This is a genomic window from Acidithiobacillus sp. TH-A67 (assembly GCF_057473545.1).
The window spans coordinates 1-23465 of sequence record NZ_JBYCKU010000028.1 but is presented as its reverse complement, the minus strand read 5'-3'; the positions used below and the strand labels follow the sequence as shown (position 1 = coordinate 23465).

Annotated in this window: 18 protein-coding genes, 1 tRNA gene and 2 pseudogenes; 10 read left to right on the top strand and 11 right to left on the bottom strand. The window is 57.1% G+C overall.

The window, feature by feature from the left end:
* Position 1 precedes the first annotated feature (1 nt).
* Positions 2-2260 carry a mechanosensitive ion channel family protein gene (locus AC2VNM_RS03585; protein ID WP_483164996.1) on the top strand — a complete coding sequence of 753 codons (2259 nt, stop codon included), beginning with the start codon at positions 2-4 and terminating at the stop codon, positions 2258-2260.
* On the opposite strand, the gene proB is transcribed toward AC2VNM_RS03585, so the two are convergent.
* The gene (gene proB, locus AC2VNM_RS03580) at positions 2251-3396 is read right to left on the bottom strand and encodes a glutamate 5-kinase (RefSeq protein ID WP_483189705.1); all 1146 of its coding nucleotides are present in this window, start codon (positions 3394-3396) and stop codon (positions 2251-2253) included. The genes AC2VNM_RS03585 and proB overlap by 10 nt on opposite strands.
* On the bottom strand, positions 3393-5012 hold the full coding sequence (locus AC2VNM_RS03575) for an APC family permease (RefSeq protein ID WP_483164998.1): 1620 nt from the start codon (positions 5010-5012) through the stop codon (positions 3393-3395). The genes proB and AC2VNM_RS03575 overlap by 4 nt, the downstream gene beginning before the upstream one ends.
* A 380-nt stretch (positions 5013-5392) precedes the next feature.
* On the opposite strand from AC2VNM_RS03575, the gene AC2VNM_RS03570 reads away from it, so the two are divergent.
* Positions 5393-8416 carry an L-glutamate gamma-semialdehyde dehydrogenase gene (locus AC2VNM_RS03570; protein WP_483165113.1) on the top strand — a complete coding sequence of 1008 codons (3024 nt, stop codon included), beginning with the start codon at positions 5393-5395 and terminating at the stop codon, positions 8414-8416.
* Between the two features lie 62 nt (positions 8417-8478).
* Here AC2VNM_RS03570 and AC2VNM_RS03565 read toward each other — a convergent pair whose 3' ends face one another.
* From AC2VNM_RS03565 to AC2VNM_RS03545, 5 genes are all read right to left on the bottom strand, one after another.
* Entirely contained in the window at positions 8479-11541 is a 3063-nt protein-coding gene (locus AC2VNM_RS03565; RefSeq protein WP_483164999.1) for an error-prone DNA polymerase, read from the bottom strand.
* The gene (locus AC2VNM_RS03560; RefSeq protein WP_483165000.1) at positions 11525-12934 is read right to left on the bottom strand and encodes a Y-family DNA polymerase; all 1410 of its coding nucleotides are present in this window, start codon (positions 12932-12934) and stop codon (positions 11525-11527) included. Before AC2VNM_RS03560 ends, AC2VNM_RS03565 begins: the two co-directional genes overlap by 17 nt.
* A gap of 11 nt (positions 12935-12945) precedes the next feature.
* Positions 12946-13575 (bottom strand): translesion DNA synthesis-associated protein ImuA, encoded by a 630-nt coding sequence (gene imuA / locus AC2VNM_RS03555; RefSeq protein ID WP_483165001.1) that lies wholly within the window; start codon positions 13573-13575, stop codon positions 12946-12948.
* A complete protein-coding gene (lexA, locus tag AC2VNM_RS03550) occupies positions 13575-14183 on the bottom strand; it encodes a transcriptional repressor LexA (RefSeq protein WP_483165002.1) in 609 nt (202 codons plus the stop codon). The genes imuA and lexA overlap by 1 nt, the downstream gene beginning before the upstream one ends.
* Positions 14184-14255: 72 nt before the next feature.
* Positions 14256-14867, bottom strand: a complete 612-nt coding sequence (locus AC2VNM_RS03545) for a trimeric intracellular cation channel family protein (protein ID WP_483165003.1) — start codon at positions 14865-14867, stop codon at positions 14256-14258.
* A 187-nt stretch (positions 14868-15054) separates the two neighbouring features.
* Between AC2VNM_RS03545 and AC2VNM_RS03540 the strand changes: the two genes are divergently transcribed.
* On the top strand, positions 15055-15795 hold the full coding sequence (locus AC2VNM_RS03540) for an SDR family NAD(P)-dependent oxidoreductase (RefSeq protein WP_483165004.1): 741 nt from the start codon (positions 15055-15057) through the stop codon (positions 15793-15795).
* 73 nt (positions 15796-15868) lie between these two features.
* Here the strand turns inward: AC2VNM_RS03540 and AC2VNM_RS03535 are convergent, their stop codons facing one another.
* Positions 15869-16432, bottom strand: a complete 564-nt coding sequence (locus tag AC2VNM_RS03535) for a hypothetical protein (RefSeq protein ID WP_483165005.1) — start codon at positions 16430-16432, stop codon at positions 15869-15871.
* 122 nt (positions 16433-16554) lie between these two features.
* On the opposite strand from AC2VNM_RS03535, the gene AC2VNM_RS03530 reads away from it, so the two are divergent.
* From AC2VNM_RS03530 to AC2VNM_RS03515, 4 genes are all read left to right on the top strand, one after another.
* On the top strand, positions 16555-18357 hold the full coding sequence (locus tag AC2VNM_RS03530) for an ABC transporter ATP-binding protein (RefSeq protein WP_483165006.1): 1803 nt from the start codon (positions 16555-16557) through the stop codon (positions 18355-18357).
* A 198-nt stretch (positions 18358-18555) separates the two neighbouring features.
* Positions 18556-18825, top strand: coding sequence for a hypothetical protein (locus AC2VNM_RS03525; RefSeq protein ID WP_483165007.1), 270 nt, complete (start codon positions 18556-18558; stop codon positions 18823-18825).
* Between the two features lie 120 nt (positions 18826-18945).
* The gene (locus tag AC2VNM_RS03520; protein ID WP_483165008.1) at positions 18946-19338 is read left to right on the top strand and encodes a tetratricopeptide repeat protein; all 393 of its coding nucleotides are present in this window, start codon (positions 18946-18948) and stop codon (positions 19336-19338) included.
* 69 nt (positions 19339-19407) lie between these two features.
* Positions 19408-19492, top strand: a tRNA-Leu gene (locus AC2VNM_RS03515).
* 66 nt (positions 19493-19558) lie between these two features.
* On the opposite strand, the pseudogene AC2VNM_RS03510 reads toward AC2VNM_RS03515, so the two are convergent.
* A pseudogene (locus AC2VNM_RS03510) lies at positions 19559-19879 on the bottom strand (integrase core domain-containing protein); the annotation flags it as partial.
* Positions 19880-20013: 134 nt separating this feature from the next.
* Between AC2VNM_RS03510 and AC2VNM_RS03505 the strand changes: the two are divergent.
* Together AC2VNM_RS03505 and AC2VNM_RS03500 are read left to right on the top strand one after the other, a co-directional pair.
* Complete coding sequence (locus tag AC2VNM_RS03505; protein ID WP_483167208.1) at positions 20014-20325, top strand: recombinase family protein; 312 nt, start codon at positions 20014-20016, stop codon at positions 20323-20325.
* Positions 20326-20352: 27 nt separating this feature from the next.
* Complete coding sequence (locus AC2VNM_RS03500) at positions 20353-20634, top strand: transposase (RefSeq protein WP_483167207.1); 282 nt, start codon at positions 20353-20355, stop codon at positions 20632-20634.
* Positions 20635-20639: 5 nt separating this feature from the next.
* Here the strand turns inward: AC2VNM_RS03500 and merA are convergent.
* Together merA and AC2VNM_RS03490 are read right to left on the bottom strand one after the other, a co-directional pair.
* A pseudogene (merA, locus tag AC2VNM_RS03495) lies at positions 20640-22049 on the bottom strand (mercury(II) reductase); the annotation flags it as partial.
* Positions 22050-22072: 23 nt separating this feature from the next.
* On the bottom strand, positions 22073-22357 hold the full coding sequence (locus AC2VNM_RS03490; protein ID WP_483165009.1) for a MerC family mercury resistance protein: 285 nt from the start codon (positions 22355-22357) through the stop codon (positions 22073-22075).
* A gap of 71 nt (positions 22358-22428) precedes the next feature.
* Between AC2VNM_RS03490 and merR the strand changes: the two genes are divergently transcribed.
* Entirely contained in the window at positions 22429-22866 is a 438-nt protein-coding gene (merR, locus tag AC2VNM_RS03485) for a mercury resistance transcriptional regulator MerR (protein WP_483165010.1), read from the top strand.
* The last annotated feature ends 599 nt before the right edge of the window (positions 22867-23465 follow it).

Sequence of the window (23465 nt, the reverse complement as noted above, 5' to 3'; positions counted from 1 at the left end):
CATGACCTCAGGGAAGCTGTCGCAATCGCTGTTGCGGGCCTGCCTCGGCTTGCTGTTGGCATGCGGACTGCTTTCCTCCCTGGCGTCAGCTAGCCCAACGAGCGCCTTCGCCGGTGATGCTAGTGTACTGCACCACATTCATGATTCGTTGAACGGCTCGGTCAGCCTCCAGCAACTGCGTCAATGGCAAAGGCAGACGCAGGCCATGGTTGCCTCCGCCAACGCCTGTACCCAGAGGCAGCAGGCATCACTCAACACCATCGAAAAATCTCTGCATATTCTGGGTCCTCCAGTCGCAGGCGAGCCGGCTGAGCTCGGTCAATTACGACAGAAGCTCGAATCCCAGCAGAAACAGGTCAACGGGCAACTCGCTGCCTGCAAGGTACTATATGTCGGTGGGAACACCGTCCTCGGCGAACTGCACGCTAGGGAAGCCCGTATCCATACCCAGGAACTGTTACAGTGCGGCCCCGATTTTATCCAGCAAATTTCGCAGATTGCCAGCACCCCCAAAAAAACATGGGAACAAGAAAGAGATTTTTGGATTCGTTGGAATGCTATCGCGATATTCAACGACCCTGATTTTCAGGGTGCCTGGGGAATCGGCATCGCTGTTTACCTACTAGCGATGATTCTGCGCCGTAACTCCAGATCTGCAATTCGTGAGTTATATCCGCTGCTCGCTATCGTCGCCTGGCTACTGGCAAGTGTTCTGCTCGGTGTTTTACTGCCGATCAGCGAGCTGGTGCTAACGACTTTGTCCGCGTATATCCTCAGCACCTGGCTCGCCCGCTCCATGCTGCGCCACCTGGCCGACATACCCACTCGTGCGCAGCGAGAAGCCGTGTTATTGCGGGTATTGTGGCGTCCGTTGCGCTTCATCATCACCTTTGGCGTCTTTGTGCTGATGTACCAGTCCCTTGATCCGCAGGGAAGCAGCATCATCGCCGAATACACGGCCCTGTTGACGATAATCCATACAGCAATTCTCTCCAGCATTATCTGGGTACTTTGGCGCGCCCGACGCTTCACCTTTCTCAAGAACTGGCGATGGCTGCAAGCCCTTCTTTTTGGCCTGGCCACGGTTCTCATCCTGCTCAATTTCATTGGCTTCTCTCAGCTTGCCAATTATCTCACCGATGGTTTCGTCACCACTTTGGTAGCCGTCATCGTTGCCCGAGTCGTGGCCTGGTTCATAGACGACATCTGGGGGGAAGGGGATGAAGACAACGGTGCCCTGCCGCGTCTCCTTCGGCAACACCTGGGATTCTCCACGCAAGGCAGTTCGTGGTTGTCCTGGCTGCGAATTCTCATCCACGCCTCCCTCTGGGTGCTGGTATTAGCCATCAGTTTGCTTGCCTGGGGCCTAACACATAGTAGCTTCCACTACTTTTGGCAATATTTCATTCAAGGTTTCACCGTCGGGAACTTTCATATTCAGCCGTTTCGCTGGTTGATCGCAATCTTCTTGTTGATTTTTCTATTTAATGTCAATCAATGGATACAGAGTCGTCTAGCCAGTGCACGCGGCATTTTTCGCCATTTTGACATTGGTTCCCGTCATTCCATCCTCGCTATTTTTCGCTATGTCGGCTTTATCATTGCCATTCTTCTATCGCTATCGACGGCGGGAGTGGCCTTGCACAATCTCGCCATCATTGCCGGTGCGCTGTCCGTCGGAATTGGTTTTGGTTTGCAGAATATCGTCAACAACTTCGTTTCTGGAATCATTCTACTGCTGGAACGTCCCATTCGCGTTGGTGACTGGGTCAGGGTGGGAACGACGGAAGGTTATGTACAGCGGCTCAGCATACGCTCGACGCTGATCCTGACCTTCGACCGCACGGAAGTTTTTGTGCCGAATTCCGAGCTCATATCCGGTCAGGTCACCAATTGGACGTACAGCAATAACGTACTGCGACTCATGATTCCATTACGGGTACGGCATGACTCGGACATTGACGAAGTGCGCGAAATTCTGGAAGAAGTTGGTCAAAATCATCCTGATGTTTTACAGGATGATCCGCGCGGTATTCCACCCACGGCGTTACTGCTGGATGTAACCGAAAACTCTCTAGTGTTTTATCTACGCGTGTACATCGGTGACTGCAACAACAGCTTTACCATTCAGACAGAACTGCGTGCCCGAGCGGTTGAGGCGTTATATCGCCGCGGCATACGCCTCGCGCACCAGCAGCAGGATCTTTATTTCCCGGAGCGTGCTCCCGCCGCCGAGTGCAATGGCTCGGCTCAGGTCTGACTGCGTACCAGATTATCGCGGTGAATTGCAACGCGAAAATCATCAGAAACATCGCCCTCTTCGGCCAATTGCAGACGACAGTGTTGGAGCAGATGAAAATCCAGATTGATCAGACCGCGAGCAATCTCGCGTCCACTTGGATCGAGACAACTGACGAGATCTCCCCGCCGAAATTCACCTTCCTGTCCTTTGATACCGAAAACCAGGAGACTCGCACCCTCCGCTCGAACAGCCTCGGATGCCCCAGCGTCAAGATATAACTTACCATGCACACGTAAGTGGTCAGAGAGCCAGCGCTTACGCGCTGTCAGAACAGGTTTTCTGGCTTCGAGCAGGGTACCAACTGACTCTCCTGCTGCAATACGGAGCAACACCCGTGCCTCGAGACCGCCAGCGATGATTGTGGAGGTTCCTGAACGCGCCGCCCGTGCCGCTGCCTTCACCTTTGCCAACATCCCACCCGTACCTACCGAGGATCCACCGGAACCAGCCAAACGTTCCAGGCGCGCCTCACCTGCCTTGGCATGATGGATTAACTTTGCTTCTGGATGCGTGCGCGGATCCGCATCAAACAGACCGGACTGATCCGTCAGCAAAACAAGCAGGTCTGCATCCCATAAATTAGCTACCAACGCCCCCAGAGTATCGTTGTCGCCCAGCTGTATGGCACGATGCGAGATGGCGTCGTTTTCATTGACGATGGGTAATACGCCGTGATCGATCAAGGTGCGCAAGGTTTCGCGGGCATTCAGGTAACGCGAGCGATTGCGCAGCTCCTCATGCGTGAGCAGGACTTGGCCACAGTGCAAGGCAGGGTGGTTTTCCCGCTGAATCTGGTGCAAGATTTTCTCGTAGCCATGCATGAGAATAGACTGGCCGACGCTGGCAGCGGCTTGCCGATCGGCGAGCCGCGTCGGTCGGCTTTCCCAGCCCATACGCCGAGCTCCAACTCCAACCGCTCCAGAAGACACCAGTACGATCTGATGCCCATCCTGGATCAGCGCCTGCATCTGCGATAGCCAGTCGGAAACCCGATCTTCTGCAAGCCTTCCCATGCCATTCATGAGTAGGCTGCTGCCGATTTTGACCACCCATTTTCTTCCTGCGGAAGGACGCTCCCGCTGGTTTTCACTCACGGTGCACCAACCCCACGCCTACCCAAACTTCGCATGTAGACCCGAATCTCGTGATCAGAGACAGCACTATGCACTGCCCAGTAAAAAATCGCAAGGCTGAATGCAGCGATGATGGCCATTCCCTCGTAGAACCCGAGCATCCCAATCCCTCCCAACGATTTGGGGCTAATCCAAGACACTCCCCATATACCAAGGAAATAAGGAATAATCCACCACATGTATTGCCAACCCATTTCGCGCAGGGGTTCTTTGCGGAAAACACCCCAAATAGCATAGAGCGTAAGCAGTACAAATAGTGTTCCAAAAATAAAATTGAGGGTATGCAATCCGGACCAGTAGACGATCCAGGTTCCAACAACAAAAGAAATCGGCGCGATCACCTTTGCTCCAGGAAGGGTGAAGGGACGCTCCAGGTTTGGCATCGCCTTGCGTAGCTGCATCAACGCAATGGGGCCGATGACATACGACAATACGGTCATGGAAGCGATATACCCAACCATTTTCTGCCAGGACGGAAAAGGCAGGAAGAAAATGGCTCCCACAATGTAGAGCAAAATCAGACTGGTCCAGGGCACGCCATGCCCGTTGATCTTACCCAGAATCTTAGGGAACGCCCCACTTTCTGCCGTTGCCAGGGTGACACGGGCGGAAGTAGCAGTGTATATCAATGCTGTCCCGGCTGGCGATACAAAGGCATCCACGTACAGAAGGACAGCGAGCCAGGAAATTCCAATACTGGCGGCGAGCGCCGCAAATGGCCCATTGATGCCGGGAAAGTGCAAATGTTCCCAGCCACCATTGGCCAGATCTTCTGGTCGCACCGCAGCGATGAAGGCGACCTGGACAAGGATATAGATACTGCCTGCGATCAGCACCGAAAGAATGGTCGCTAAAGGCAGATCACGTTTGGGATTTTTACTTTCACCCGCCAGATCGATGGCGTGGCGAAAGCCCAACAGAGAGAAAATGACGCCGCCGGTTGCCACGGCAACAAACATTCCTTGAATATTACTGGAAGCATTTCCCGCAGCGCTGTGAAAATTTCCCGAATGCCAGCCGAGAACAATAAACGCAATTCCAGTGAGCGCTGGAATTGCTATTTTCCACCAGGTGGCACCGTTATTGATCCGAAAAATCCAGCGTACCGAAAGAAAGTTCAGTGCCACGAAAAACGCCAAAGCGAAAAGCGCGTAGAAATATCCATGACTACTCAGCAAGCTACTATTGGGCTGCAAAAAATGGGGAAAATAATTATTTCCGTAGGTAAGCAACGCCGTCACTTCGATAGGAGCAATCGTCGCGTATGACAAAAACAAAATCCACGTCCACATGTTACCGACGATAGGACCATTGCCAATGTTCGCCAGATGAACCACCGCACCGGCTTTGGGAATCAGCGGTGCAAGTTCGGCGAAAACCACAGCAAGCAAAAGAATGGCAATCATGCCGATCACCCACGAACCTATCGCATAAGGGCCAGCCATCTGGGCCGTATATAGCGGACCAAATAGCCAGCCGGAACCAATTGAAGCACCAACGCAGGCAAGGATTAGGCCCTGCAATTTTCCTTCCCGCCGTAAACCCTTCTTATCATCTCGTAGTGGTTGATCTTTCAAAATGATTCTCCTTTTTCTGATGATAATGTTATCTTACCTTGCCATAAAAATAAATGTGTGTCAAATCATGATAATCATATTACGAAGTTTTTCTTATTTTGCAACAAGAAATCAGGATAGCTACTATATTGTACGTGGTGAATTTGGATTTTGCGATCATCTGCATAACATGAGATATCAATTGTGTGATGGTACTGACTCTTCTAGCGAATCCTCATTTTCCCTTCGGACATCCAGGTACAACTTTTGCTTAATGAAATGTATGCCGCTGTAGTGACTGATAAGGAACGCCAATGCTTGACCGCTCGAACAATAGAATTGCGCCAAATGAAGATCTCAATTGCCAGAGCGTCGCGCGAAAGATCTCCTTGCCCTTGGCAGTGCGTCCAGAACAAGACTGCGTTACGGCCGTGCAGCGCTATCTCGAAGATCTCTCCTGGGATGCCGTCGTAGAGCGCTCTGCACCTTGGATCCAGGGCGCACGCGAGTCACAACGCCACAATTTCCTGGGCATGGAAGCCCTGTTGGCAGAATATCCACTGGATAGCGCGAGCGGACTTGCTCTCATGCGACTGTCCGAGGCCTTGCTGCGCGTCCCGGACCGCGCTACCGCAAGTGTTCTCGCCGCAGACCAGCTGCGGCGCGGATTCTCCGAGCCAGACTGGCGCCAGGACAACACTGGCTCCCTCATTACACCGATGCTACGCATGGCAGCCCAATGGCTTCCAGACCCAACACAGAGCTCTTCGCCAAAGCAGACCCTGCGCGCCCGCAGCGTCCTGCATGCGGCTACCCAGGCGGTTCGCTTCATCGGCCATCAGTTCATCTTGGGAGAGAGCATAGAGCAGGCGCAGAAACGAGCTGCAAGTCAGCGTCGCTTGTCTGACAACTGGCGCTTTTCCTTTGACATGCTGGGGGAGAGTGCGCGCTGTCAGGAGGACGCCGAACGATACTACCAAGCCTACCAAAAAGTTCTTACCCAGTTGCGGCTGCAAGAACAGAAAGGAGGGCCTATAGAGCGAGATGGTCTCTCTATCAAGCTCTCCGCCCTCGAGCCACGCCTCGAAGCGGTGCAATCTGAGATCCTCCTCCCCCGCTTGCTCCCTAAGTTAGTGCACCTGGCGAAAATGGCAGCAGAGGCGAGGGTAGGTCTGACTATTGATGCGGAGGAATGCGAGCGCCTGGAGCTGACCCTGCAGATCCTGGAAGCACTCCTTGCAGCAATTGCGGATGATGCCGACTGCGCGGGGTGGGCGGGACTAGGCATTGCGATCCAGGCCTATCAGACACGTGCTTTGGAAACCGTCGATACAGCGCTTTCCCTAGCACAACAATTTCAGCGTCCACTGATGCTGCGCTTGGTAAAGGGGGCCTACTGGGATAGCGAAATCAAGCGGGCGCAAGAACTAGGCTTGCCAGGGTATCCAGTGTACACCCGCAAACGTCATACGGATTTATCCTACCTCGCCTGCGCGCGGAAAATGTTGGCGGCGGCTTCTGAAGGACATATTTTCGCACAGTTTGCCACGCACAATGCGACGACAATTTCCGCGATTCTTCTCATGGCGGAAGGATTGCCACAAGACACTTTTGAGCTGCAGAAATTACACGGGATGGGAGATGCCATCTATGCAGAAGTGCTGGCATCAGAATCTCTTCCCGTGCGGGTCTATGCGCCAGTGGGCATACATCGCGATCTGCTTGCCTATCTGGTCCGACGGCTTTTGGAAAACGGTGCCAACAGTTCTTTCGTGCACCAATTGGCACAAAAGCGTGTTCCTCTTTCAGCGCTTCTCGCCAACCCCTTTATGGGGGACAGTGACTCCCCCCTCCCCTTACCGGTGGAAATATATGGTGAGATCGCCGGCGCGCAGCGTCCCAATCCCATAGGGGCAGACGTGTCAGAGAAAAGCCAGCGCTCGGCCCTGATGCAGGCCTGGCACGAGCTGCCACCGCAAAAAACGCGCAAGGAAGATCCATGCGATAGCATTCCCGAGCGTATGCGCAAACTGCAAGAGGCGCAGCAACGATGGAATTCCTTGCCCCTTGCGGAGCGTTGCGCCTGCCTGTTGCGCGCAGCGGATTTGCTGGAGGCACAGCGTGATTCCTTCACCGCTCTGGTGGTCTGGGAAGGGCACAAAAGCTGGGTCGATGCCATCGCCGAGGTACGCGAGACCATCGACTATTGCCGCTATTACGGTCTGTTGGCGCAGGAGCAATTGGCTGATCGTCGTCTGCCGGGACCCACTGGCGAGTCCAATGTTCTGCGCATGGAAGGTCGTGGCAGCATGGTATGCATCAGTCCCTGGAACTTTCCTCTCGCCATCTTCGCCGGACAACTGCTCGCTGCCATCGTTTGCGGTAACAGCGTGGCGGTCAAACCGGCAGAGCAGACGCCGGCGATTGCGGAGGCCTTCGTCACCGTGCTGCAGCACGCCGGCATCCCGGTTGGCGTGGTCGATCTGTTTCATGGTCCGGGACGCAGCCTTGGCGCCGAATTGGTGCGCGCGGCGGGAGTAGCTGGTGTCCTCTTCACCGGCTCCACCGGTGTGGCAAAGCAGATTCAGAGAAATCTGGCCGCAAGCGACGGTCCGATTGTGCCCTTGGTTGCTGAAACTGGTGGGCTCAACGCCATGATCGTGGATTCCACCGCCCTCCCGGAACAGGTAGTGGATCATGTGCTGCTGAGCGCCTTTCGCAGTGCCGGACAGCGTTGTTCTGCCCTGCGTCTGCTTTTTGTGCAAGATGATACCGCCGATGCTCTGACGGAAATGTTGAGCGGTGCAATGGCACTCTTACAGATTGGGGCACCCGAGGATTTTGCCAGCGATGTGGGTCCCGTCATCGACGTCACTGCCCAAAAACGAATCCTTGCGCAAATCCAAAGATTGGAATTACAGGGGGGAAAGTTACTGGCGCGTAGTCCCTGGCCCTCCGCGGCAAACATCACCGACAATGGTAGCGCCGCCATCATGCGGGACAGTCTGGGACGAGAACTGCGTTTTATTGCGCCCAGTCTGTATGCCGTCACGCCAGAGCAGATTCTGGCCGAAGAAATCTTTGGACCGGTCCTGCAGATGGTCCGTTGGTCGGGTTCCTGGGAGGACGTCGTAGAACAGATCAATGCCTTTGGCTACGGTCTGACCTTGGGCATCCAGACGCGAATTGACAGTCGCGCAGAGCGCATCAGCCGCCTCGCCCGCGTCGGAAATATCTACATCAATCGTGGCATGACGGGTGCCGTCGTCGGCGTACAACCCTTTGGTGGCGCAGGACTTTCCGGTACCGGACCGAAAGCGGGAGGACCACACTTCCTGGCTCGTTTGTGTCAAGAAAAAAGCATCAGCATCAACACGGCAGCAGCGGGAGGAAATGCAAGTCTGCTCAGCCAGTCAAGGTGGTGACAAGACTGAGTACTTTGACTTGTTCCCGGTATACGGAGTAGGTCAGCGCCGATGTTGCCCCTTTACTGAAAATCCCGTGAGGCCGCACGCAGATCAGAAAGGCGCGTAGAATAATCCTGTATTTCTTCGACAATGATGTTATGAACATAGGGGCCGTTCTTTTCGAGACGCCCCCGCACTGCCAGGAGCCTGCCGTGCAACACCGGACGCCGCCACTCCTCCACCCGCTGTGGCCAGACGATGAGGTTGGCACTGCCCGACTCATCGACAATGGTCAGGAACACCGTACCGTGCGCAGTGCTGGGGCGCTGGCGATGGGTCACCAAGCCGGCGACGCGCACCTTTGTACCCGAAGGCCGGCGCAGAGACTGCACAATGCTACGGTAACCTTCCCGTTCCAACTGTGGCCGTAAAAAAGACAACGGATGGGGACCCAGGCTCAAGCCCAACTGTTGATAATCGTCGCGACAAAGACTTTGCGCAGATGGTGGCGGCAGCGTAGAAGGTTGTTTGGAAGCTACGGGTAGCGCTAGCGCCGTATTCTTGCATAGCGCCAGGATTTGCCACAGTGCCTCACGCCGATGTCCGAGCAAGGCATCGAAGGCGCCAGCACGTGCCAGCTTTTCCAAGCTTTGCCGTCCAACTCCGGCGTCTTGAAATAAGGTCCCAGGATCGAGATTGCCATCTGCCTCACGCCAGACAAGGCAGCGCTCGACATCGCTACGCAGCAGTCCCTTGACTTGATGCAACCCCAGACGCACACGCCGGCCGCGGGCCCGGCTTTCCCAATGACTGCGACGGATATCCACAGGCAATACCTGCACGCCCTGACGCTTTGCTTCTTCGATGATCTGTGCTGGCGCATAAAAACCCATCGGCTGGCTGTTAAGCAGAGCAGCAGTGAATACCGCCGGATGATGGCATTTGATCCATGCCGAGGCATAAACCAGTAGCGCAAAGCTTGCGGCATGGGATTCGGGAAAGCCATATTCGGCAAAGCCACGAATCTGCTCACAGAGCTGCTGGGCAAAATCTTCTGCATAGCCGCGGGCCGCCAGACCCTCCAAGAGACGTTGCTGATATGGTCCTAGATTCCCCTTGCGCCGCCAGGCAGCCATGGCGCGGCGCAGACCGTCGGCCGCATCGCCATCAAAGCCGGCCGCTTCCATGGCGATCTGCATCACCTGCTCTTGAAAGATCGGTACCCCCAAGGTGCGCTCCAGAACCTTCTGGACCTCGGGGCCGGGATACGATACTGCCTCCTGACCCGCCCGACGACGCAGATAGGGATGTACCATCCCTCCCTGAATGGGACCGGGACGGATGATGGCGACTTCAATCACCAGATCGTAAAAGCAGTGGGGCTTCAATCGGGGTAGCATCCCCATCTGCGCTCGCGATTCTACCTGAAAGACCCCCAGGCTCTCGCCGCGCTGCAGCATGGCATAGACTTGTGGATCTTCTGCGGGAAGGTCGGCGAGCCGCATGTGCAAATCCGCCAAGGCGCGACGCAACACACTCAGCATTCCCAAAGCAAGCAGATCCACCTTCAATATGCCGAGCAGATCCAGATCGTTTTTATCCCACTGCAACACCGTACGTTCCGGCATCCGGGCAGGCTCGATAGGGACCAGGGCATCGAGCGGCGTCTCGGAAAGGACCACCCCCCCCACATGCTGCGAAAGATGGCGCGGCATCCCTACCAAGGCATTGACTACAATAATGAGGCGTTGCACGGCGGGATGTTGCGGATCGAAGCCGGCCTCTTGCAGACGTTCGGGAAGCACCCGGCGACCATCCCACCACGCCAATTGCTGACAAAGTTGATCCTGCTCGCTGGCGGAGAAAGCGAGGGCACGAGCCGCATCCCGCATGGCGCTGCGCGGGCGATAATGGATGATACTGGCAGTCAAGGCGGCGTGCCGGCGACCGTAGCGACGAAAGACGTATTGGATGACCTCCTCCCGCCGCTCGTGTTCAAAGTCGATATCGATATCCGGTGGCTCTCCCCGTTCGCGGGATAAAAACCGGGAAAAGAGCAGATGCGCACGTGCCGGATCCACCTCGGTGATGCCCAGGGCATAACAAAGTACGGAATTGGCTGCCGATCCACGTCCTTGGCAGAGAATGTCGCGCTCCCTGGCAAAACTGACAATCTCGTATACCGTCAGAAAGTAATTGGCGTAGCCCAGCTCGGCGACAATGCGCAATTCTTCCCGCAATTGCTGCCGGACCGCCTCTGGCGCGCCATGAGGATAGCGTCGCAGCAGACCTTTTTCTGCTTCTTGTTGCAGATATTTCTGTGAGCTTTGTGAAGCCGGGCAGGATCCTTGCGGATAGTGGTAGCGCAGTTCCTGCAGAGAAAATCGACAGCGCTGTGCAATATGGACGCTTTCTGCCAGCAGTTCTGCTGGATAGAGCTGCGCCAGTTGCTGGCGTGTGCGCAAGTGCTGCTCGCCATTTCTGGGCAGATCCCAGCCTACCGCAGAGATCGGCTTGCGCAAACGGATGGCCGTAAGGACATCCAATAAAAAGCGCTCGGAACGCCGCGCCATGCGCGCGCCGGTACAGGCGACCGCGGGAAGCTGGAAGTGCTGCTGCCAGTGGCGCAGAGCCGTCAGCTGCCGTTGTTGATCGCCGCTATAGCGTAACGAAAGTCCAAAGCACAGCCGCGCGCCACCCCAGGTAGCACGTAGCTCCGTTACCAAGTGGTCTTCTGCGGGCGCGTTGCGATACTCCGGCAGGAGAATCGCCAAGAGTCCAGACAAAGGTAGCAGATCGGCAAGGAAGATGCGGTATCCCCCCTTCTCCGCCCGGCTGCGGGCAAGGCTGATCAACTGCGCCAGCGCCGCATATCCTACCCGGTCCTCTACCAGCAAGACGAGACGCAATCCCTCTTCCAGTTGCAGGGTACAACCAATCAGCAAAGGAAAGGCGATTGTCTGGGCATGAACATGGGCGCGCGGCGCGCTATACAGAGAGCATTCTTCGGTAATGGCGAGTGCCGCATAGCCCAGTGCCTTTGCGCGATCGAGCAGATCTTCGATATTTGCCGTTGCCTGCAGAAAACTCAGATTACTTAGGCAATAGAGCTCAGCGTAGGCAGGATCAGGCAAAGTATCCATGCAGAAAATATCTAGCAGAGCGGCGATCGCGGAAAACCCAGCACTCCGCCCCATCGCTCCGTCGCCAACGGAAATAATCCCGACTGACGTCGTGACCATCCCACCAACCACCCTCGATCCGCTCCAGTTCGGTAGTTTCTGGCTCATGCAGCACAGAAACCGGGATGGGCTCAGGTAACAACCACAGAGGGCGCGGGCGAAGATCGGGAAGAGCAGTGTTCGTCTCTGAATCTTCCGGCACGACGGAATGCCACGCGTATTCCGGACGATGATCCGCACGGGGCCGTACACGATAAATGCTATCCACCCCCAGGCGGGCGCGCAAACGATCCAGCAATTGCCCTTGCTCCCGCAGCAGATTCTGCTCCCAGAACGCGCCCTGCTCTCCTGCCCAGTTCTCCGTATCCATGGCACGCAGCTGCAGGTGCCGAGCAGCAAAACCCCAAGGATGTCGTTGCAGACGCTCCCGCCAAAGCTGCAGAAAGAGCTCCGCACTGGTCAGAGGATCACGACTGTGCAACAACTGACGATATTGTACATCCCTCCCCTGCAAGAGAAGCTCCCAGCGCGTGCTGGCCCGATGACGCAAGCGTAGACGCAATTCTTGAAAGGCACGCCGCAGGGGAAAGCGTAAGCCTTGCCAATCAGAGACTTCCTGCAGCAGAGGAAAGGCGACCGCAAACTCTTCCTGCAGGGGCCAAGGGCTACGCGGGTCTGCTCTTATTCCGCGCAGGCGGTCCAAAAAGCTCTCCCATTCCGGCCCAAAACGCAGCGCCCGCTCCCGCCGATCGAGGCGCAGCCAATCGCCGCAACTATAAAGACCCAGACTTTCCCAGCGGACGTGCAGCATGTTGTTTGCGGGGAGAAGTTTCAAGGGGATCTCCTGCCAGCACTCTGTAAAAGAGCGGTCTGCGGGCCAGTGACACAATTCCCCATCCTCTCCCTGCCAAGCCAACAATGCCGCTGCCAGGGACGTGGGTGCTAGGCCCAAACGAACCCGCAACCGTTCTCCAGCAAATTCACGAATAGCCTGGAGCAGCGATTGGGGCCTTGCCCGCCAACGCGAGTTGCCTTGCAGCTCGACGGCCAATGCGTGCGGCCATTCCTGCAGGGCTACCACCTGCGGTCCCCAGGCATACAGCAGTTGCGCGCAACGGTCGAGAAGATTGAACTCGCGCTCTGCATCCCGCTGCATAACCTGCAGTTGCGGCGCCAGAGCACGCGCCTGGGCAGCGCTCATGCCGATCTGAATACCCTGGTTTGCCGCCCCAGCATCCATCTGCCATACCCGCTGCCGGGTCTCGGCGATCCAGACACCAGGCAGAGTACCGTCAAGATTCCACAACTCCGCAGCCAGGGCGGGAAAAATCACCGCGAGCCATTGCTCTGCCATGAGGCATCCTCTTAGATCGCCAGAGGCAATTCCAGATTGGCCACTGCTGGTACCGTAGCACCGCGACGCTTTTCCACCTGTACCCGCGTGTGCTCACCAGCGGGCTGCAGTCGCAGGCGCAAGGCAGCCGGACTACGCTGGCTCACGACATCCCGATAAAAGAAAAAACCCATGCTGTTGCCGGTCTCCGCAGCGAGTTGCAGACGCCGTTGGGCTGCTTCCTCCAACGCCGGTGGCCAAGCCAGTACAGCGCTGCAGGTACCCGATCGCAGAGCCGACTCCAGCGTCCATAGCTGATCCTGACGCTGGCGTGGATGGATTACCAGCATTCGCTCCAAGTGTACGCCTGCCGCCGCCAGGGCTGGCGCGTACGGAATATACGGCGGTAGACACCAGAGTACCCAACGTTTTTCTTGCTGGCTCAAGGCAGCGATGGTGGGCAGAAGCAGGCGGAGTTCACCGATACCTTCTACCTGACTATGGATTTCGGTAATGGCCCTGCGAGGCCAGCCACCCAGCAAATCGCGCACTTCGCTGTGCCCGGGATCTTGCAGATGCTTCTGACGCCCAGGCTTTCCGGCTTCGGCGCGCCACAAACGCTGTGGATGACGGGCTAACAGTTCTTCGACAGCAGTTTTCATCACAGACCTCCTAAACGAAGCAATCCCACCACCAATCCTTCCAGGCGGAGATCCTGCTTACGCAAATCGACTTCTATGGGAGAAAAATCCGGATTTTCCGGCAATAAAAATACCTGGTGTCCATCCTTACGCCAGCGCTTGACGGTAACTTCACCATCCACACGAGCCACCACCACTTGCCCATTGTGTGCTTCACTGCATTGCTGCACAGCAAGAATATCGCCATCAAGGATGCCCGCATCGCGCATACTCATTCCTTGTACGCGCAGAAGATAGTCCGCGCCCGGAAAGAGTTGTGGATCGATAGGCAAACGCCCTTCCTGCTGGCCCTCGGCCAGAATCGGGGCACCTGCGGGTACCCGGCCAATGAGGGGCAAGCCGCTTTCTTCGATCAGCTCGCTGACCAGACGAATGCCGCGCGCCCGGCCCTCCTGCAAGACCAGATATCCCTTGCGGGCCAAGGTACGCACATGACTTTCAGCAGCGTTGGGGGAACGGAAGTGAAAGGCCTCCTGTAGCTCGGCCCGTGTAGGGGGCAGGCCATGCTTGGCAATTTGCTCTTGAATCCATTGCAAAATTTGCTGTTGCCGATGTGTCAGAGCTTCCACAAGCATCCTCCGTAACCAGTAACTGTATTTTTATACAGTATTCACGAGGAATGCAAGCGCTCTGGCAAAAATCTAGCGAGGATGTGGCAGGGTCCAGTGGCGATAGATGCTGAGCGTACGCAGAACAAAGGTACAGGAAGCCCCAAGCAGAAGACTGAGCCACGCCGGAAGCTGCAGCCAGTCACCGCCGAGCAGCAGGATGGCACCGAGCAGTGCGGCCGACGCATAGATATCACCGCGCAAGACGACGGGGACTTGTGCCGTCAGCACGTCGCGCACCATGCCACCGCCGATGCCGCTGATCATGCCCAGTACGGCCGCCATCTCCGGCGCCAACCCATAGTCCAGCGCCTTTTGCGTTCCAGTAACGGCAAACAACCCCAGACCCGCGGCATCAAACAGCAAGACCGGATATTGCATGCGTTCAAACAGCCGATGAAAGAAAAACACCAACAAGCCCGCCACTACCGCCAAGGCGATGCCGTGCCAGTCACGGATAGATTGCGGCGGAATCGCGCCGATCAGGACATCCCGCACGATTCCTCCGGACACCGCCGTAACCACGGCCAATACCACAATCCCAAAAATATCCAGACCGGCGCGAACGCCGCGCATAGCGCCACTCACGGCAAAGACGAAAATGCCGATGAAATTGAAGATGTCCAAAAACAAGGAAAAATGCATGGCAGAGGCTTCAAAACGAAAGCGCGCATGGTAGCCCATTCCAGGCCTGGCAGAAAAATCTGCAGATCCTAAACTACGACGCAAAGAACCGCTCTCTGTCCTGTGCTACACTAATTAGCGTTGAGTCAGGGCCCCACTTTGTTGCCGGGGCCGCCACCGACCCACCGAAAATCTATAAGGAGTATCCATGAACGAACGACAAAAGACCGCTGTAGTGACCGGCGCCTCCTCCGGCATTGGCGCTGCCACTGTTCAAGTGCTCAGTGCAGCTGGCTATCACGTGATTCTGGCGGCGCGGCGGCGCGAGCGCCTGGAAAAAATCGCCCGCGAATATGGTGGAATGCCTCTGGAGCTGGATGTCACCTCCAGCGCGTCTGTCGCTGCTTTTGCCGCGCAGATCGATATCCCGGTCGATGTACTGGTGAACAATGCCGGTGGCGCCCTCGGAAAGGAAACGCTGGTGGAGTTCGACGAGGAACATTGGCTGCAGATGTATCAGAGCAATGTTCTTGGGCTGGCTCGGGTTACTCGCGCTCTCTGGCCACGGCTACAGCAGTCCCCTGCTGCCACGGTCATCAACATCGGCTCGGTGGCTGGCGAGGAAACCTATGCGGGAGGTGCCGGGTACACCGCTTGCAAACATGCGGTACGGGCCATCAGCGAAACCATGCGCCTGGAATGGTTGGGACAGCCAATTCGCGTCACCGAGATTGATCCTGGACTGGTAGAGACGGAATTTTCCCTGGTGCGCTTTGCTGGCGACGCGAAAGCGGCCAAGGCCGTATACGAAGGCATGACCCCGCTGGTGGCGGAAGACATTGCTGAGGCCATTCGTTGGGTAGTGTCTCTGCCCGAGCATGTGAACATCGATCGTCTGGTCATCAAACCTCGGGATCAGGCCCGCGTAGACAAGGTGGTTCGCCACTAGTCAGCAACCACGCAAGCAAAAACGGCGCCTTACGGGCGCCGTTTTGCAATCAACACAGATCGCTAAATGCAGGTCAGAGCGGAATCTTGGGATTGCTGCTTTTGCCCTGCTCCGTCGAAAGTGTTTGCCAATGAACCTGGTACATGCCCTGCTGCCACGGCGCAACGCCAGACGGCTGTACCTGCTGGGCTTTGGGAGACGGCGCCGGCGCCACCCCTGTCGGAGCCGACGGGATACCGAGCAACGGGAAAAGCACTGGTACAGGCGCTTGCACCATTGGCAGCCCGGGCATGGCAAAGGCGGCCCGCATCATTTGGTTCATCATCGCCATCTGTTGCTCCATGGCGACCTGTATTTGCCGCATCTGCAAGGCATTCTGCTGCATCAACGCTTCTGCCTGGGCGGCATTCAGGGAGTGAAAGGCTACCTGCGCCTGCGGTCCGCTGCCATAGCTGATGCTTTCAATATGAATGACGCCGCCGGGAACGTGCATGGTTTTTTGTTCTACATGCACCGGAACCGTTTTACCATCCACCAGCATGTAGGGTGCGGCAACGGCCAGGCCACTTGCCAACAAAGTACCGGCCAAACCCACAGCGAGTGCGGCCTTGATGGCCCTTGAAGTATGTTTCTGCATGAAAAACCTCCACTCTCACAAAACCTACGGCTTTGACCGTAACCAAGCCCAGCGGTTCCACAAGGCGGCAAGGACCTGGCAAATTGGCTATCATGCCCATTCCATTACCTGCAGGAGCAAGAATGGCCGGCAATCCGTGGCAGCGCCCAACTAGCAAAAACTGGCATGCACTCTTTGCGCTACTGCCTTTCCTGCGTCCACGAGTCTGGTTATTGATTCTCTACGCCATCGCCTTGTTGTTGAGTGCGGCAGGTACCCTTGTTCTGCCCCAGGGGGCACGATACCTTCTCGATCACGGCTTTGACAACGCCCGGGTTTTGCTCCTGGCCAGCCTGGCCCTGTTGCTGCTCGGCATCTTCACCACTGCCGCCCGTGCCGCACGCGAGGCGCTGGCAACCTGGATCGGGCAAAAGGTGGTTGCCGATCTGCGGGAACGGGTTTTTGCCCATGCGGTGCATCTGCCCGCCCTGTTTTACGAGAAGTTCCGCACCGGCGAGGTGATTTCGCGGCTGAGCAGTGACGTCACCATCCTGCGCTTTGGCCTGGCCGGGGTACTGGGCGGGGCTTTACAGCACGGGCTGACGTTGATCGGCTCTTTGATCATGATGTTGGTTACCGCCCCCATCCTCGTCCTGCCGGTGGTCATCGTGGTGCCGCCACTCGTCTGGGTCAATCTGCGTTCTGGACGCTTGCAACGCAAATATAGTCGCCTGGAGCAGGACTACCTTGCGGATCTCTCGTCTCACACCGAGGAAAGCATCAATGCCATCCGCACAGTGCAGGCATTGACGCGCGAAAATGCCGCCAAGGATACCTATCGGGCAGGTATTCAAGGCGTTTTGCAACAGGTACGTGCTCGTATCAAGGTACAGGCGGGAGCATCCTTGCTGAGTGGGTTTCTCATTTTTCTCCTTTTGGCGGGCATGCTCTATCTGGGCGGCTGGCGAATTCTGCATCATCGCGGCAGTATCGGTGGGCTCACCGCCTTCCTGATCTACGCCATGTTTGCCACCTCCGCCCTGTCTTCCCTAGGCAGCTTGTGGGGACAATTGGGACGGCTACTCGGTGCCATCGAGCGCCTGCTCGCACTCCTGGAGCAGGAACCGGAGGAGTCGCCAGCGCAAAGGGCGACAGAAAGTCCTGTGACGGCATCGCCCTCGGCTGCCAGCCTGCGTTTTGCCCAAGTATATTTTTCTTATCCCAGCCGCAGTGATATCGCCACCCTTGAAAATATCGACCTGATCATCGAGGCAGGCGAACATCTGGCGCTGGTTGGCGCCTCCGGGGCCGGTAAAAGCACGTTTTTCGACCTATTACTGCGCCATTACGCGCCAACGCAAGGACAGATACTACTCGATGGCCAAGATATCAGCCAAATGCGCGTACACGATCTGCGCCAGCAAATTGCGATCGTTCCCCAACACCCGGCCATTTTCTCGCTCAGCGTCGCTGATAATATCCGACTCGCCCAACCTGGCGCCCCGGCTTCTGCCTTGCAGGCCGCCATGCGGGCTGCACGCGTCGACGAGTTTGTCGAACGTTTGCCCGAGGGCATGCACACCCATGTCGGCGAGAAGGGAATCACGCTGTCGGGCGGACAACGGCAACGCATTGCCATTGCTCGTGCCCTGCTCCGCAATCCGCGCATTCTGATTCTGGACGAGGCCACCAGCGCCCTCGATGCTGAAAATGAGCGTCTGATACAGGAAGCTTTGGCCGAACTGATTCGCGGTCGCACCACCCTGGTTGCCGCGCATCGTCTGGCAACCATTCGTGATGCCGACCGTATCGTAGTGCTGGAAGCCGGGCGCATCACGGCGATTGGCGACCACGCAAATCTGCTACACAACTCTACCGTGTATCGCCATTTCGCCAGCCTGCAATCCCTGGATGAACACCCACAGCCCAAAATCGCCACGTCGTGATCTGACAACAAGATTACACAATCTTTTCAAAATGTTAGCACGGCACACGAAGAATCCGTCGGGACGTCCCAACAAGAACCAAGCCATCGTTTATCGGGATAATACCGTATCTCTATGTTTTTTATAGGTATAAAAAATTGGCATGCTGATTGCTAAGAAAACATCGCAGTTCAACCTAACCTTTTAAGGAGAAGTATCATGTCTGTAAAAACTTCCGCTATCGTCGTTGCTTTGGCCTCTTTGTTTGCCGTCTCCAGCGCATTTGCTGCCACCACCCCCGCCGCTCCCGAGAAGCCGGCTGCCAAGATGGAAGCTCACAAGGCTCCCGTGAAGAAGGAAATGAAGAAAGCCGAGCATAAGGCCCCAATGAAGAAAGCCATGAAGAAGGCTCCTGAGCACAAGGTAGAGGCAAAGAAGGCACCCGCCAAGAAGGTAGAAGCCAAGAAGGCCGAAGCCAAGGCGGGCTAATCTCCGCGCAGTAAAGTTAAAGAAGCATGCATGGGGGCCAATCGGCCCCCTTCGCATATCTGGAACTCCGCTGCGCTGTGGTACTCTTACGCCATAGCAAGCCGCAGATATCAGGTAGCCATGAAATACAAAGTCCTACTTTTGACCGCAGCCCTTGTCACCATTGCTCCACTTGGTAGCCTTGCTGCAGGTACCTCTTTGAGTGCTGCAAAAATCGAGCAGCTGCAACGCTCAGCACAACTTGGATACGGACCAGCCCAGTATGAGCTAGGTCTGGCTTACGCTGCGGGCGACGGGGTGCCGCAAAATTTGCAGCTCGCTGTTTTCTGGTGGCGGAAAGCGGCAGAAAATCTCGACGCTGCCGCGCAGTTGCAGCTTGGAACCGCGTACGCGCATGGTTGGGGTGTCCAGAAAAACATGGATCAAGCGATTTACTGGTGGCAAAAAGCGGCGCAGGACGGCGATCGAGCGGTTGCTGAACAAGCGCGTCTATTACTCGATCAGGCAGCATAGACGCAGCTCCCGCAAGCGGCGGCAAGAGCAAGGACAAACGCTCGACGCACTGCTATACTCACTTACTCTGCCCAAGTGGCGAAATCGGTAGACGCAAGGGACTTAAAATCCCTCGGCTTATGCCGTGCCGGTTCGAGTCCGGCCTTGGGCACCACTTGAAAAATAAAGAATTTGTCAGAACTCTTCTGTGGTGGACCCCACTGTCAAGACAAAATTTTGTCTAGTTTAAGCTAGTACTGGCCTTTTCAGTCGCAGTGGATTGGCGCTGTCCCAGGTTTTCCTCACCGGACTGTTGATCCGGCTTCGGATACTTATCCACGATACAGGCTCCGCCACCCATATCGGATCGATAGATTTGGTCGGGGGTAGCGTACCCCAGGGATTGATGGGGACGGCGGCTGTTGTAGAACTCGAAATATTCCGTGGGCCCTATCAGCAGTTCCGGCACACCATCATAGGCCTTCAGGTACACATCTTCGTATTTGACGCTCCGCCATAGCCGCTCGACGAAGACGTTATCCAGGCCCGGGAAATCCCCATCCTGTCGATGACAAAAACCTCAACGCTCGCGTCGATGCGATCCTGACTTCCCGACGTTGTTCAGAAAAATACCGACCTGCTGCCGACCATCCCTGGCATCGCTATCCCACCACAGATTTCCCTTGAAAGTAACCAATACCCAGGAGAACCGGACATCTCTATGAAACCATCGACACGACGACGCCGGCAGGGCGCATGATGACGCAACTCGTTGGGTCTTTCGCCGAGTTCGAGCGAGCCATGCTGCGGAAGCGCATGCGCGCTGGGATCGATGCGGCACGCGAGGCTGGTCGTGTTGGTGGTCGCCGTCCAAAGCTCACCCCCCTACAGCGGCAGCAGGTCGTGTCGATGGTTAGCTCAGGACAGAAGACTGCAACAGATGCCGCGCGCCTGTTCAATGTCCATCCGTTCACCGTGGCCAGGCTCTTAGCTAAGAGCAAGGAATGACGCCACTCGAGCGTAGACGGCCACGCCATCCACAAGTCCAAACTGGTCGGTGACTTCGTCGCTATCCAGGAGGGTCGATTGCAGCTCTTCTACTTGCCCCCGTATGCACCCCACCCCAACCCGGATGAGCTGGTCTGGGGCCATGTGAAGAAACAGGTCAGCAGGCAGATCCTCCAGAGTCAGAACGACCTCAAGTTCCTGGTCTTGTCCGCGCTCCGTCGCCTGCGAAAGCTGCCATACATCGTCGCCGGATTCTTCCGCCATCCAACCTGTCGTTACGCCATCAGATTATGGCTTTACTTTTTATAAAGTTATCAGCTCGCGCAGCAGGACAATTGCGTCACGTCCTTGTTGAAGATCTGAGCCGCGAGCTTCAATCCCTCGACCATCGTTAGATAGGGAAACAACTGGTCGGCCAGTTCCTGCACCGTCATGCGGTTGCGAATCGCCAGCGCCGCCGTCTGGATCAGTTCACCTGCCTCGGATGCGACCGTCTGCACGCCGATCAAGCGTCCTGAGTCTCTCTCTACGACCAGTTTGATGAAACCGCGCGTGTCGAAGTTGGCTAGCGCACGCGGCACATTGTCCAGCGTGAGCGTGCGGCTGTCGGTTTCGAGGCCGGCGTGCTGCGCTTCCCGCTCGCTCAAACCCACGGTGGCGACCTGTGGGTCGGTGAACACCACCGCCGGCATCGCCGTCAGGTCCAGTGCCGCATCGCCGCCGGTCATGTTGATCGCCGCGCGAGTCCCGGCCGCGGCGGCCACGTAGACGAACTGCGGTAGGTCGGTGCAGTCGCCGGCGGCATAGATATGCGGCGCACTCGTACGCATGCTGGCGTCGATGACGATGGCGCCCTGCGCATTCACGGCAACCCCTGACGCATCGAGGTTGAGATCGCGCGTATTCGCTGCGCGGCCGGAGGCGACGAGCAGCCGGTCGGCGCGCAACTCGCTATTCGGGAGTGTCAGCACGAACTCGTCATTCACGTGGGCGACCTGGCTGGCCTGTGTGTGCTCCAGCACCTCGATCCCTTCGCTGCGGAAGGCGGCTGTGAGTGCTTCGCCAATGGCCAGGTCTTCGCGGAACAGCAACGTATGGCGCGCCAGGATTCTGACCCGGCTGCCGAGCCGGGCGAAGGCCTGCGCCAGTTCCACGGCTACCACCGATGAGCCGATCACGACGAGGCGTTCCGGAATCGTCGCGCTCACCAGCGCCTCAGTGGACGTCCAGTAGGGCGTCTCCTTGAGGCCGGGGATCGGTGGCACCGCCGCGCTCGCACCGGTGGCGATCAGGCAGCGGTCGAACGTCACGCTGCGTTCGCCGTCATCATTCAGTTGCACGATCAGGCTCTGAGCATCTTTGAAGCGGGCGGTGCCGCGCAACACAGTGATGGCTGGATTGCTGTCCAGGATGTTCTCGTACTTCGCGTGGCGTAGCTCATCGACACGCGCTTGCTGCTGCGCCAGCAGACGTTCGCGCAGGATGGGCGGCGGTGTGGGCGGTATGCCGGCATCGAATGGGCTTTCGCTGCGCAGGTGGGCGATATGGGCGGCGCGGATCATGATTTTCGAGGGCACGCAGCCGACATTGACGCAGGTGCCGCCGATGGTGCCGCGCTCGATGAGTGTGACGCGCGCGCCGCGCTCGACCGCCTTGAGCGCTGCCGCCATCGCGGCCCCGCCGCTGCCGATGACGGCGACGTGCGGTCCGGATACAGTTGCCTTGCGGGATGTACTGCAATAGTCATTCATGGACGGTCTCCCCGGGCCGGAATTGCGCACCTTTCTTCCGTGCAGCGCCGATTGGCCGGGGACACTAGATCCCAGGCTGAGACCGCCAGCATCAGACCGATGCCGGTATATGTCGCATAACTGCTCCAGGCGTATTGAAACCAGGGGTAGAGCGACAAAAGCAGAATACCGGGACCGAGTATGCCGAGCAGGCTGCGGTGCCATTGCCGGTGACTGAGCCAGCCTAGCGCGCCGGTTTTGTCGCCGAAGCGGGTCAGCAAGCCGAACGGATTCGTGATCATGAGGCATACCTTTAGGCTGTTGTCTGGATGTGCTAACCTTACTTCCGTAGCAAGGTACAGAGTCAATCGGTATGGCGAAGACGGCTGAGAGCATGACCATCGGTGTGCTGGCGAAGTCGGCCGGCGTCAATGTCGAGACGATCCGGTTCTATCAGCGCAAGGGGTTACTACCCGAGCCCGAGAAACCCTATGGCGGCATTCGCCGTTACAGTGTCGCCGATGTGGGGCGCGTAAAGTTCGTGAAATCCGCTCAGCGCCTGGGCTTCAAACTGGACGAGATCGGCGAGCTGCTACGACTGGAGGATGGCACCCACTGTAGTGACGCTAGCCGACTGGCCGAGCGCAAGCTCAAGGATGTGCGCGAGAAGCTGGCGGACCTGGCACGCATGGAGCGCGAGCTCTCCGAGCTGGTGCGTGCCTGTCACGCGCGTAGTGGCAATGTCTCGTGTCCATTGATCGCGTCGTTGCAGGAAGGCGATCCGCCTGCGCCGATAAGACGGGCGAAGTGATTGTCAGCTCAGTATCCGCAGTGGGCAATTACGTGAACAGCGTCGCCGAATATCGATGGGCCGTATGGACCGCGTTGCCGCGCGCAGTCCTGCTTACAGCCGGTTGCGCCGCTGTGAAAGCACCCGACCTGAAGCGGCTCCATACGCATACCGGAACCGTCGACGATCAGCCACCCGTCATTCTGATCCACGGGGTCATGGGTAGCGGACTCCGGGAAATGTCCTCATCTGCGATTGGCGTTACCGCACCGTGTTACTGCGCCATAACAAGCAGTCGCCCCAAGGTGATGCACTCCCTGTCCAATGGCGACGGGTGCTGCAAAATGGAGTCATATGTCCCTGGACCCGCCCTACGGTACTACTTAGGCGGAGCATGCTGCGAGTCGGCACCGACTGAGCTTGCGCAGGCATGTTTACTGGTCACCCAACCGAACGGTTGGGTGACAGTAGAAACAGAGAAGCTCCATCCGCCAAAAAGTGTCTCGTGCCCCATCATTTTTTCGGGTATTCGTAATTTGTTGTGTATGGCCGCTCAACTCTGAGCGTGTGTTCGGTTTCCAACATCGTAATATCTTGTGTATGGGGTGTGGCATGTTCAC

What these genes read in the sequence shown, in the direction of transcription:
- AC2VNM_RS03520 (WP_483165008.1), top strand. Translation starts at nt 18,946, where the DNA reads ATGAAATACAAAGTCCTACTTTTGACCGCAGCCCTTGTCACCATTGCT.
- merR (WP_483165010.1), top strand. Translation starts at nt 22,429, where the DNA reads ATGGCGAAGACGGCTGAGAGCATGACCATCGGTGTGCTGGCGAAGTCG.
- AC2VNM_RS03490 (WP_483165009.1), bottom strand. Translation starts at nt 22,357, where the DNA reads ATGATCACGAATCCGTTCGGCTTGCTGACCCGCTTCGGCGACAAAACC.
- AC2VNM_RS03530 (WP_483165006.1), top strand. Translation starts at nt 16,555, where the DNA reads ATGGCCGGCAATCCGTGGCAGCGCCCAACTAGCAAAAACTGGCATGCA.
- AC2VNM_RS03565 (WP_483164999.1), bottom strand. Translation starts at nt 11,541, where the DNA reads ATGGATACTTTGCCTGATCCTGCCTACGCTGAGCTCTATTGCCTAAGT.
- AC2VNM_RS03535 (WP_483165005.1), bottom strand. Translation starts at nt 16,432, where the DNA reads ATGCAGAAACATACTTCAAGGGCCATCAAGGCCGCACTCGCTGTGGGT.
- imuA (WP_483165001.1), bottom strand. Translation starts at nt 13,575, where the DNA reads ATGAAAACTGCTGTCGAAGAACTGTTAGCCCGTCATCCACAGCGTTTG.
- AC2VNM_RS03540 (WP_483165004.1), top strand. Translation starts at nt 15,055, where the DNA reads ATGAACGAACGACAAAAGACCGCTGTAGTGACCGGCGCCTCCTCCGGC.
- AC2VNM_RS03585 (WP_483164996.1), top strand. Translation starts at nt 2, where the DNA reads ATGACCTCAGGGAAGCTGTCGCAATCGCTGTTGCGGGCCTGCCTCGGC.
- AC2VNM_RS03525 (WP_483165007.1), top strand. Translation starts at nt 18,556, where the DNA reads ATGTCTGTAAAAACTTCCGCTATCGTCGTTGCTTTGGCCTCTTTGTTT.
- AC2VNM_RS03560 (WP_483165000.1), bottom strand. Translation starts at nt 12,934, where the DNA reads ATGGCAGAGCAATGGCTCGCGGTGATTTTTCCCGCCCTGGCTGCGGAG.
- AC2VNM_RS03545 (WP_483165003.1), bottom strand. Translation starts at nt 14,867, where the DNA reads ATGCATTTTTCCTTGTTTTTGGACATCTTCAATTTCATCGGCATTTTC.